Annotated in this window: 12 protein-coding genes; all 12 read left to right on the top strand. The window is 32.8% G+C overall.

Features of this window, described 5'->3' with window-relative positions; all coding sequences use genetic code 11:
* Positions 1–124 precede the first annotated feature (124 nt).
* The 12 genes from DMR38_RS13125 (at position 125) to DMR38_RS13075 (ending at position 12198) form a co-directional block, all read left to right on the top strand.
* Positions 125–1303, top strand: a complete 1179-nt coding sequence (locus DMR38_RS13125; protein WP_127721745.1) for a malic enzyme-like NAD(P)-binding protein — start codon at positions 125–127, stop codon at positions 1301–1303.
* 39 nt (positions 1304–1342) lie between these two features.
* Complete coding sequence (citC, locus tag DMR38_RS13120) at positions 1343–2389, top strand: [citrate (pro-3S)-lyase] ligase (protein ID WP_127721744.1); 1047 nt, start codon at positions 1343–1345, stop codon at positions 2387–2389.
* Positions 2390–2400: 11 nt separating this feature from the next.
* On the top strand, positions 2401–2697 hold the full coding sequence (gene citD, locus DMR38_RS13115; RefSeq protein ID WP_127721743.1) for a citrate lyase acyl carrier protein: 297 nt from the start codon (positions 2401–2403) through the stop codon (positions 2695–2697).
* A complete protein-coding gene (gene citE, locus DMR38_RS13110) occupies positions 2697–3599 on the top strand; it encodes a citrate (pro-3S)-lyase subunit beta (RefSeq protein ID WP_127721742.1) in 903 nt (300 codons plus the stop codon). Before citD ends, citE begins: the two co-directional genes overlap by 1 nt.
* Positions 3592–5133, top strand: coding sequence for a citrate lyase subunit alpha (gene citF / locus DMR38_RS13105; protein ID WP_127721741.1), 1542 nt, complete (start codon positions 3592–3594; stop codon positions 5131–5133). Before citE ends, citF begins: the two co-directional genes overlap by 8 nt.
* Positions 5134–5146: 13 nt before the next feature.
* Entirely contained in the window at positions 5147–5662 is a 516-nt protein-coding gene (gene citX / locus DMR38_RS13100; RefSeq protein WP_127721740.1) for a citrate lyase holo-[acyl-carrier protein] synthase, read from the top strand.
* Positions 5663–6156: 494 nt separating this feature from the next.
* Positions 6157–6828 carry a GntR family transcriptional regulator gene (locus DMR38_RS13095; protein ID WP_127721739.1) on the top strand — a complete coding sequence of 224 codons (672 nt, stop codon included), beginning with the start codon at positions 6157–6159 and terminating at the stop codon, positions 6826–6828.
* A gap of 94 nt (positions 6829–6922) precedes the next feature.
* The gene (locus tag DMR38_RS13090; protein ID WP_127721738.1) at positions 6923–8860 is read left to right on the top strand and encodes an aconitate hydratase; all 1938 of its coding nucleotides are present in this window, start codon (positions 6923–6925) and stop codon (positions 8858–8860) included.
* Positions 8861–8864: 4 nt separating this feature from the next.
* Complete coding sequence (locus tag DMR38_RS21875; RefSeq protein ID WP_175412881.1) at positions 8865–9032, top strand: DUF6282 family protein; 168 nt, start codon at positions 8865–8867, stop codon at positions 9030–9032.
* A complete protein-coding gene (locus tag DMR38_RS13085; RefSeq protein ID WP_127721737.1) occupies positions 9029–10327 on the top strand; it encodes an SLC13 family permease in 1299 nt (432 codons plus the stop codon). Before DMR38_RS21875 ends, DMR38_RS13085 begins: the two co-directional genes overlap by 4 nt.
* A 168-nt stretch (positions 10328–10495) precedes the next feature.
* Positions 10496–11878 (top strand): oxaloacetate decarboxylase subunit alpha, encoded by a 1383-nt coding sequence (locus tag DMR38_RS13080; protein ID WP_207670760.1) that lies wholly within the window; start codon positions 10496–10498, stop codon positions 11876–11878.
* Between the two features lie 5 nt (positions 11879–11883).
* Positions 11884–12198 carry an OadG family protein gene (locus tag DMR38_RS13075; RefSeq protein WP_127721735.1) on the top strand — a complete coding sequence of 105 codons (315 nt, stop codon included), beginning with the start codon at positions 11884–11886 and terminating at the stop codon, positions 12196–12198.
* Positions 12199–12245: the final 47 nt, after the last annotated feature.

Raw genomic sequence — 12245 nt, 5'->3', positions numbered from 1 at the left:
GAAAGAGATTAAATTAAAAACTATAAGGGATATTGTTATAAACAATTTAATTTAGCATTTATTTATAAGTTTAATATAAAAAGGAGGCACGGTTAGGTTTATTACTGAGCCTAACTAGAAAAGTATGGGTATGAATGTAAAAGAAGAATCCTTAAAATTACATAGAGAAAAGCATGGTACCATAGAAGTCGTTGGAACAATGCCTTTGAGAAACGGCGATGATTTGGCAGTAGCTTATACACCAGGTGTAGCAGGTCCATGTCTGGAAATTGCCAAGGATAAAGAAAAGGCATATGAGTATACAATAAAAGGAAAGACAGTAGCTGTAGTTACAAATGGAACCGCAGTATTAGGACTTGGGAATATAGGATCAGCAGCTGGACTTCCGGTAGTTGAAGGAAAAGCATTATTACTTAAAAGATTTGCAAATGTAAATGCAATACCAATATGCGTAGATTCTACAGATCCTGATGATATAGTAAAAACTATTAAAAATATTGCACCGGGATTTGGCGGAATACATCTTGAGGATATAAAAGCACCTGAATGTTTTTATATTGAAGATAAGCTAAAAGAAGAATTAGATATACCAATATATCATGATGACCAGCATGGTACTGCCATTGCAGTTTTAGCAGGCCTGTACAATGCTTTAAAAATAGTAAATAAAGATATTACTAATATAAAAGTTGTTATAAACGGTGCCGGTGCTTCAGGTATTGCAACAGCTAAGCTTTTGATTTCGGCAGGAGTAAAAAACATAGTACTTTGTGACATAAACGGTATAGTTTACGAAGGAGATGACCGCTTAAACGAACCTCAGAAACAAATAGCAAAGGTAACAAATAGAAGTTTAGAAAAGGGAACATTAGAAGATGCAATGAAGAATGCAGATGTTTTTATAGGTGTTTCTGCTGGAAATGTAGTAACTGGTGAAATGGTAGAAGGTATGAACAAAGATAGTATAATTTTTGCGTTAGCCAATCCAACACCTGAAATAATGCCTGAGGAAGCAAAAAAAGCAGGAGCTAAGGTTATAGCAACAGGAAGGTCAGATTTTCCAAATCAAATAAACAATGTTTTAGTTTTTCCGGGAATTTTCAAGGGAGCTTTAAGTGTAAGAGCTAGGGAAATATGTGATGAAATGAAAATTGCAGCAGCTAAAGGACTTGCAAATTTAGTAAAGAAAGATGAATTAAATGAAGAATATATAATACCAAGTGTATTTAATAGAAATGTTTGTGATGCAGTTTCCAAAGCAGTTATGGATGTAGCGCAAAAAAATAATAAATTTACAGCATAATTATGTATTTGTTGTTGACTTAGAGAGGAGGTGGCTGCAGTGGAATACCTTAGTTTACAAGAAGAAATAATAGATAAAAGAGATTTTAGAAGACTGCAGGAAGTAGAACAATTTCTTTTAAAACAGGGACTAAGATTTGATAAAAATGTAGAATACACAGTTGCTATATATGAAGAAGATAAAATAATTGCTACAGGGTCCTTTGAAGATAGAATTTTAAAATGTATAGCCGTAGATGACAGCTGTAGGAGCATGGGAATCTCGAACAAAATAATATCTGAACTGGTAGCAGAAGAATACAGACGTGGAAACAGCCACCTTTTTATTTACACGAAGCCTAAGAACTATAAAATGTTCAGTGATATGGGATTTTATAAAGTGGCCAAGGTTATGGACAAAGTTCTTTTGCTGGAAAATGATCCTTTAGGTATATATAAGTTTATAGAAAAGTTAAAAAAGAAGAAGGTAGATGGAAGGGTAGTTTCAGCTCTTGTTATGAACTGCAACCCTTTTACTCTAGGTCATAAGTACTTAATTGAAAAGGCTTCTAGAGAAAGCGACGTAGTTCATGTATTTATAGTATGGGAGAACAAATCAGTTTTTCCATCTGATGTGAGATACGAATTAGCCAGGCAGGGAGTACAGCATTTAAACAATGTAATATTTCATAAAGGTGAAGATTATGTAATTTCAAGCGCAACTTTTCCATCCTATTTTATAAAAAAGCAGAATGAGGTAGCCAGGCTGCAGTCGCTGCTGGATATAGAAATCTTCACTAAAAACATAGTACCTGCGTTAGGTATTACTAGAAGATATGTAGGAGAGGAACCCTTTTGTGATGTTACTAGAACTTACAATAATGTGATGAAGGAAGTGCTTCCTCCTTGTGGCGTAGAAATTATGGAAATCCCAAGGTTTAGTACAAATGAAGAAGTTATTAGTGCATCAAGGGTAAGAAATCTCATAAAAGAGAAGAAACTTTCACAGGTAAAAGATTTAGTACCGGACACTACCTACAGATTTTTGTGTTCAAAAGAGGCAATACCAATAATTAATAAAATTGAAAATAAAAGAGATTTAATATAGGAGGTTCACTTATGGAAATAAAAAAAGCTGCTATAGCAGGAACATTTGAGTCCAGCGATATTACGATATCAGTACAGCCTAATCCAGAGAATGAGGTGGCTATAAAGTTAAAAAGTTCTGTGGAAAAACAATTTGGAGACCAGATAAAAAAAGTTATAATGGATACTCTAAAGGAACTAGATGTAAAAAGTGCCATTGTAGGTGCCAATGACAAAGGGGCTTTAGATTGTGTCATAAAAGCAAGGGTACAAGCTGCAGTTATGAGGGCAGCAGAAGAAACAAAATTCAACTGGGAGGTGGAAAAGTAATGTACAAGTTAAGAAGAACAATGATGTATGTACCGGGAAACAATCCAGGAATGGTTAAGGATGCACATATATATGGAGCAGATTCTCTAATGTTTGATTTAGAGGATTCAGTATCCCTAAATGAAAAGGATACAGCTAGATTTTTAGTATACAATGCACTAAAATCTATAGATTATGAAGGTATAGAAACAGTAGTAAGAATAAATGGTCTTGATACGCCTTTTGGAATGGAAGATTTAGAGGCAATAGTAAGGGCACAACCTGATGTTATAAGACTTCCAAAGACAGAATGTGCACAAGATGTCATAGATGTAGAAAAAGAAATCGAAAGAATTGAAAAGCAATCAGGAATACCTGTTGGAAAAACAAAAATTATGGCAGCTGTTGAAAGTGCTATAGGAGTTATGAATGCCTATGAAATAGCTACAGCAAGCAAGAGACTTATGGGAATAGCAATAGGGGCAGAAGATTATGTTACAAATTTAAAGACAACCCGTTCTTTAGATGGAATAGAACTTCTTGCAGGAAGAAGCCATGTATTATTAGCTGCCAGAGCAGCAGGAATATATGCCTTTGATACAGTATTTTCCGATGTAAACAATGAAGAAGGATTCATAAATGAAGTAAAACTTATAAAGCAGTTGGGATTTGACGGAAAGTCCGTAATAAATCCAAGGCAAATTGCCCCTGTTCATAAGATATATACACCTTCACAAAAAGAAATAGATAAATCCGTTCGTGTTATAAGAGCTGCAAAAGATGCTGCAGAAAAAGGATCTGGAGTAGTTTCGCTAAATGGGAAAATGGTAGATAAACCTATTATAGAACGTGCACAGAGAGCTTTGATGTTAGCAGAAGCTTCAGGTATATGCGTAAGTGAAGGAGGAGAAGACATTGACTAAGAATAAAATAGGAAGAGAAATACCAGATTACATAGAAGGAATTGGAAAGCTGGTACCTTATGGCGGACCGTTTGATTTTAAACCAACAAAGAAAAAATTTGCAAGAAAAATATCCAGTATAAAACCTGGAGAAAGTAAATTGCTTGAGAGCATAAAAGAAGCTGTAATAAAGACAGGATTAAAGGACGGCATGACAATATCATTCCACCACCACTTTAGAGCTGGAGATTACATATTAAATATGGTGCTGGACGTTATAGCTGAAATGGGAATAAAAAACTTAACTTTAGCACCAAGTTCTTTAAGCAGTGTTCATGAACCAGTAATTGAACACATAAAAAATGGTGTTGTTACTAAAATCATAACTAGTGGTGTTAGAGGACCACTTGCAGAAGCTATATCAAATGGAATATTAGATACACCTATTATAATACGTTCCCACGGTGGAAGAGCAAGAGCTATAGAAGCAGGAGATTTAAAAATAGATGTGGCATTTTTAGGCGCACCTAGCTGTGACGACTATGGAAATGCCAATGGATATACAGGAAAATCTTTTTGTGGTTCATTAGGATATGCTAAAATAGACGCAGAGTATGCAGACAAAGTAGTACTTATTACAGATAATTTGGTACCATATCCAAATGTACCTGCAAGTATAGAACAAAATAATGTAGACTATGTAGTTAAGGTAGATGCAATTGGTGATCCTAAGGGAATAGCATCCGGGGCAACAAGATATACAAAGAACCCAAGAGAACTTTTGATTGCACAGTATGCAGCAGAAGCAATAGAAGCTTCAGGATATTTTGTACCAGGATTTTCAATACAGAGTGGTTCCGGTGGAGCATCCCTTGCAGTAGCAAGATTTTTAAAGGAAAAGATGATTGAAAAAAATATTAAAGCTAGCTTCGCATTAGGTGGAATTACAGGCCAGTTTGTAGAAATGCAAAAAGAGGGCCTTATTTCAAAAATCTGTGATGTACAGAGCTTTGACTTAATAGCAGCAAAATCCATAGGAGAAAATCCAGATCACTATGAAATAAGTTCATCCCTATATGCTAATCCACATAATAATGGATGTATTTCTAATAAATTGGATATAGTTATATTAAGTGCACTGGAAGTAGATACAGACTTCAATGTAAATGTAATTACAGGTTCAGATGGAGTAATTAGGGGAGCATCAGGTGGACACTGTGATACTGCAGCAGGAGCAAAACTTGCCATGATAGTTTGTCCACTTATTAGAGGCAGAATACCTACTGTTGTGAAGAAAGTAAATACTGTAATAACTCCAGGAGAAACAGTAGATGTAGTAGTTACAGACAGGGGAATAGCAGTAAATCCACTTAGAAGTGATTTACTTGAAAAATTTAAGAAAGCAAAGCTGCCAGTATGTACTATAGAAGAGTTAAGAGAAAAGGCAGAAGAAATTACAGGAAAACCTAAGGCTATTGAATATGGTGATAAGATTGTTGGTGTAGTTGAATACAGAGATGGTACTATTATCGATGTTATAAAGCAAGTAAAATAGTGAGGTAATAATTATGGAAAATGCAAGCAATATACTTGATGAAATACTTGAAGCTAAAGAAAAAAGGTCACAAATTCAAAAAGAATTATTGAATATATTTAAAGTTACACTAATTTCATTTACATTAAATGTACCAGGAGCAGAAAAAAATAATGAATCCTTTGCTAAGCTTCATAAAAAGGGGATTTGCTTGCTGGAAGAAGAGTTAAAAAAGAATAATATAGATATACTTCACAAAATGGTAAATACTTCTGCTGCTGGTGCTGAGGCATTTTTAAACGTAGATGCAGATGCAATTAGTGTAAAAAGAATCACTGTATCTATTGAAGAAAACCATGAGCTTGGAAGAATATTTGATTTTGATGTATTCACTAAAACTGGAAAGCAGATTAGTAGGACAGACTTAGGTGTAAGTGAGAGAAAATGTCTTTTATGCGGTGAAAATGCTAAAGTATGCGGAAGAAGCAGACGTCATTCCGTGGAAGATCTTTTAAACAAAATTTATTCGTTAATGGATAAGTTCTTATAGCATGGTATACCAAGATTGTTAAAATGAAGGAGGGAAGTATGTCTCTCCTTTATTATATTATTAATAATGGCATTAATTAGAATTTGAATAATGGCATCCTACTAAAATTCATTTAACATTTGACTATAATTAAAAACAAATGTTAAATGAAGTATTAAGTTAACGAACAGCACAGATAAAATATTATGTAACAATATGACAATATTTACGATTAAATAGATAATATAGGGAAAAATCTGCACTTTTACTTTTAACAGTTGTTAAATATTTTAACAACTGTTTGACAATAAGAATAAAATCTGTTATTATAATACCAAGGATATGGTAAACATATAAATTTTTTATTAGTTGATAACGTTTATAAATAAGTCTTAAATTAATTCATATGAAAAATTTGGATGAGTTTGAACAAAATATGAAAACGTAATAAAATGATGCAAGTAAGATAATTGATTTTTAGATACAAGTATTTGATGAATTAGGAGGCAATTTATATGAGTTTACAACTAAAAAAAATTGATGTTACAGATTTAAGACCTATTAGAGAGATAGTATTAGAAAGACTTAGAAAGGCAATCTTTGATGGAAGCTTTGAATTGGGAGAAAGATTAGTTGAAAGTTATATAGCAGAGGTAATGGGAGTAAGTAGAACTCCAGTTAGAGAAGCACTGAGGCAGTTAGAGATTGAAGGATTAGCAGTTAATGTTCCTAGAAAAGGTACCATAGTTAAAGGTATTTCAAGGGAAGATGCTTTAGAAATTTATGAAATTAGGGAAGTACTTGAAGGATTAGCAATTAGATCAGTATGTGCAAATATTTCTAAGTTACAAATAATGCTTCTAAAAGAAAATAATATGAGAATGAAACAGGCTATAGAATTAAAAGATATTGATGAGTACAATAAGTTGCATGAAGAGTTTAATAATATTATTTTACATATTAATAATAATAAAAGGCTTATAAATGAAATGAAACATATTTATGAATACTTAATAAGTCTTAGAAGTATAACTTTATCCGATGATGAAGCAAGAAAAAAAGCATTTGAAGAACATAAGGCAATAATTGAGGCTATTGAAAAACAAGATGAAGAATTGGCAGAAAAATTAGCAAGAAAACATGTAAGAGAAGCAAAAAAACGTTTTATAGAGAGTAAGAAAAATTGATATACATTTGTACGAATTGAATTGTATACAGGTATACAATTTATATAAAATTTAGTATTCAAATGTATTTGTTTAAGAAAGGTAGGAAGTAATAATGGCAGAAAATATAACTAGAAAGATTATTAAAGCCCATTTAGTGAAAGGAGAAATGACTGCAGGAGAAGAGATATCTATTAAAATTGACCAAACCTTGACTCAAGATGCTACAGGAACTATGGCATATTTATCTTTTGAAGCATTAGGCCTGCCGAGAGTTAAAACAGAAGTTTCAGTAAGTTATATAGATCATAATACTCTACAAACAGGCTTTGAAAATGCAGATGATCATGCATTTTTAGAGACTATTGCTCAAAAATATGGTATATATTGTTCAAGACCAGGAAATGGGATATGTCATCAAGTACATTCAGAAAGATTTGCAGTACCAGGAAAAACTCTTTTAGGTTCAGATAGTCATACGCCTACTTCTAGTGCATTAGGTATGATAGCTATAGGAGCTGGTGGAATGAGTGTAGCAATGGCTATGGCAGGACAACCATTTCCACTAATTATGCCTAAAGTAATTAATGTCAAATTAACTGGAAAATTAACAGCAGGAGTTGCGGCTAAAGATATAATACTAGAGCTTTTAAGAAGAATGACTGTTAAAAATGGAGTAGGAAAAGTAGTAGAATATAGCGGTTCAGGAGTAGAAACTTTAAGTATACCTGAAAGATGTACTATAACTAACATGGGTGCAGAATTAGGTGTTACTACATCCATTTTCCCGAGTGATAAGCTTACTTATGAATTCATGAAATCACAGGGAAGAGAAGACGATTGGGTAGAACTTAAAGCAGATGAAGATGCTGAATATGATGAATTAATAGAGATAAACCTTGATGAATTAGAGCCAATGGTTGCTAAACCACATATGCCAGATAAAGTAATTAAAGTAAGAGAAGCTAGAGATGTAAAAGTTAGCCAGGTATTCATTGGAAGCTGTACTAATTCATCTTACTCAGATTTAGCTAAGGTTGCAGTTATATTAGATGGTAAGATTGTAAATCCTGAAGTAAGTCTTTGTATAGCACCAGGATCAAGACAAGTTTTTGAAATGATAACTAGAGATGGCATACTTCAAAAACTAATTTCCGCTGGAGCAAGAATTCTAGAAAGCGCATGCGGTCCTTGCATAGGTATTGGACAAGCACCACAATCAGGTGGAGTATCATTAAGAACAAATAATAGAAACTTTATTGGAAGAAGTGGTACTGCTGATGGACAAATTTATTTGGCAAGTCCAGAAGTTGCTGCTGCTAGTGCTATAACTGGAGTAATAACAGATCCTAGGGATTTAGATGGTATAAATTTAGAAGATTTAAAGAAAGTAAAAGAATCAACAGAACGTATTATAGATGATAGGATGATACTTTCGCCAATAGACAATACAGATGATGTTGTTGTAAGAAGAGGTCCAAACATCAAACCTTTACCGTTAAGAGGGGCAATGGAAGACAATGTAGACGGTAAAGTACTTTTGAAGGTTGGCGATGACATTACAACTGATGATATTATGCCAGCTGGATCAAAAATTCTTCCTCTTCGATCAAATGTACCAGCAATTTCGCAATATGTATTTTATGGAATAGATAAAACATTCCCTAAAAGAGCAAAAGAAAACAATGGTGGAATTATTGTGGGAGGAGTAAATTATGGTCAAGGATCTAGTAGAGAACATGCGGCACTTGCACCTATGTATTTAGGAGTAAAAGCTGTTTTAGCTAAATCTTTTGCTAGAATCCATCATGATAATTTAATCAACTATGGTATATTACCATTAAGATTTAAGGATCAATCTGATTATGACAAAATTAGTCAAGATGATGTTTTAGTAATAGATAATGTTAAAGATAAAATTAGAAATAGTGAGTTTGTAATATTGAATAAAACAAAGAACATAAAAATAGAAGCTTTTGCAACTATTTCAGATAGACAAAAAGATGTGTTATTAAGTGGTGGACAACTAAATTATATCAAAAAATTATTATAATTAATTGATAGTAAACAATTTTGATATATTTGGAAACGTTACGTTAAACTGCGCTATCGGAGGGTTAAATCCTGTAGCAGTAGAAACTGGGTTAAAAATGGGAGCTAAAGTAAGTATGCTTTCCAAAATGAAATATTTATTAAGTTTATTATACGAGGAGGAATATTCATGATAAGTTTAATTGTAGTACTAGCAATAGCAATTTCTATTGCCTTAGGATATAAGACGAATATTAATACAGGATTTTTTGCTATTGCTTTTGCATACATAATCGGATGTTTTGTTTTAAATCTAAAAGCTTCAGCAATTATTGCAATGTGGCCAATCAGTATTTTCTTTGTAATTTTTGCAGTTTCACTTTTTTATAACTTTGCTCTTGTAAACGGTACATTGGAAAAGCTTTCTCAGCATCTTTTATATGGATGCCGTAAGGCTCCAAAGTTACTTCCATTTGCTGTTTTCTTTGCAGCAGTATTAATTGCAGGCTTAGGTGCAGGATTTTTTACAGTAATGGTGTTTTTGGCTCCTCTTACACTAATGCTTTGCGAGAAAACAGGCATGAGCAGACTTGTGGGTGCAATTGCATTAAACTATGGTGCACTAGCAGGTGCCAATTTTATGACAAGTGCTAGTGGAATTGTATTTAAAAGCTTGATTGAGAATGCAGGTTTTAAAGATTCAGGATTTGTCTATACAACATATATCTTTATTATTACTATGATTATTCCTATTCTTGTAATTTCAGGATTTATAATGTTCTCAAAAAGTATTAAGAATATGGGTAAACACATTGATATAGAAAAGCCTAAGCCATTTAATCAAAAGCAAAAGATAAATCTTTATCTTATAGTTCTTATGGTAATTATAGTTCTTGCACCACCGATTTTACATATAATTATGCCTAAAACCGCTATTATTACATTTATAAATTCAAAAATGGATGTGGGACTTGTTTCAATTATATTCTCCGTTATTGCTTTTATGTTTAATCTTGCTGATCAAAAGACAGTTATTGCAAAGGTTCCATGGAGTACTCTTATTATGATTTGTGGTGTCGGTATGCTAATATCCGTTGCAATCAAAGCAGGAACTATAAAATTACTTGCAAGTTGGATTGGCGGTAATATGCCTGTTCTATTGGTTCCTATAGCACTTTGTGTGGTTGGTGGTATAATGTCATTCTTTAGCAGTACATTAGGTGTTGTTACTCCTGCACTTTTCCCAATTGTTCCATCAATTGCAGCTGCTACAGGACTTAATCCTGCTATTCTGTTTATTTGTATCGTTATTGGTGCACAGGCAACATCCATATCACCATTTTCATCAGGTGGAAGTCTTGTATTAGGTTCTTGCGTAAATGAGGAAGAACGTACTAAATTGTTTCCAAAGTTGCTTTTTTGTGCAGTCCCTATGTGTCTTGCGGTTTCAACAGTGGTAAGTATAATTATTTCTCTTATCATTAGGTAGACCATATTAGTATAGAAATTAACTATAGGCGGCGAACTAATAAAAATGGTTTGTCGCTTAAGTAATTAGAAAAGATTTTTAATGAAGTCAAATATTTAATTGTGGAAACTTTAAGCAGTATATACTTAGAATCTAACTATCTATAAAGGAAGGGGCTTAGAAAAAATTATGAAAGTAAATATTACAGAAACTGTACTTAGAGATGCAAATCAATCTCTTATTGCCACTAGAATGCCTTATAGTGATTTTGAAGATATTCTTCAAAAGATTGATGAGGCAGGATTTTATTCTATAGAATGTTGGGGAGGAGCTATTTTTGATTCCTGCTTAAGGTATTTAAATGAAGATCCTTGGGATAGGCTTAGAAAAATAAGAACAAAGGTGAAAAAAACTAAGCTTCAGATGCTTTTAAGAGGTCAAAATTTATTAGGATATAAGCATTATCCAGATGATGTAGTTAGAAAATTTATCAAACATTCTGTTAAAAATGGTATAGATATAATAAGAATATTTGATGCCTTAAATGACTTTAGAAATATCGAGACAGCAGTAGATGAAACAATTAAATGTGGAGCTCATGCTCAAGGAACTATTGTATATACTATAAGTCCTATACATAATATTGAAAATTATATTCAACTTGGGAAACAGCTTGAAAATATGGGGGTAAATTCTATCTGCATAAAAGATATGGCAGGTATTATGGCGCCTCAGGAAGCTTATGATCTTGTAAAAGCACTTAAGAAAGTTGTAAAAAAGCCGATTTTTATTCATACACATTGTACAACTGGACTTGCTCCTTTTACATATCTTAAAGCAATTGAAGCAGGATGTGATGGAATAGATACCGCTATATCATCATTCTCTGGTGGAACTTCTCAACCGGCTACTGAAACAATAAATTACACTCTAAGAGATATGGGTTACGAAACAGAATTACAGGATGATAAATTAAAAAATATAAACGATTTTTTTAAACCAGTGAAGGAAAAGTTCATTAAGTCTGGACAACTTGATCTTTATGTACTTGGAACTGAAACAGATGCGCTTGTGTATCAAGTACCTGGAGGGATGCTTTCTAACCTTATTGCGCAATTAAAACAGCAGAATGCTTTAGATAGGTTTGATGAAGTTTTAAAGGAAATACCAAAAGTTAGAAAAGATATGGGATATCCACCTCTTGTAACACCTATGAGTCAGATGGTAGGTGTTCAAGCAGCTATTAATGTTCTTTCAGGTGAAAGATATAAAAATATATCAAAGGAAATAAAAGCATATTTGAGAGGAGAGTATGGAAAAGCTCCTGGTCCCGTTAATTCCGAACTAATTAAAAAGGTATTAGTAGAAGAAAAGCCAATTCAAGGAAGATTTGCAGATACACTTCCTTTTGTATTTGATTCAACTAAAGAAAAGATAAAGGAGTTTGCAAAAACTGATGAAGATGTACTTTCTTATATTCTATTTCCACAGATTGCAGAAAAGTTTTTAAAGGAAAGAGAAGAAAGAAAGTCAGTGAAGGTTTTCTATACTATAGAAAGTTGTAGGAGATGATATGATTGACATTTTTTAATAGCCTTAAGGTTTCACTTTTTGGCATAACAATAGTGTTTATGGTGCTTATTATATTAAATATTTTAGTAAGGATTCAATCTGCTGTGATTAGGTCAATAAATAAAAAAAATAATCAGAGGTTAAAAGTAGAAAAAGATAATAAGTTGGAACTCAAACAAAACATCAAGGTATCAGGTGAAAAGTTAAAGCTTATTAATACTGATGAGAGGACAGCAGCTATTATCATGGCAATTGTAAGTGATGAAAGTAAAATACCGCTTGAAGAACTTCAATTTAAAGTGATTAAGTGTCTTGATTAACTATTAATTATATATAGAACGTGGCAATTAATAATTGCTGCGTGAAG

The sequence above is a fragment of the Clostridium sp. AWRP genome (genome assembly GCF_004006395.2).
In the GTDB taxonomy this organism is placed as follows: domain Bacteria; phylum Bacillota; class Clostridia; order Clostridiales; family Clostridiaceae; genus Clostridium_B.
The sequence above is the reverse complement of the archived record's forward strand: the minus strand, read 5'-3'. Positions and strand labels throughout refer to the sequence as shown.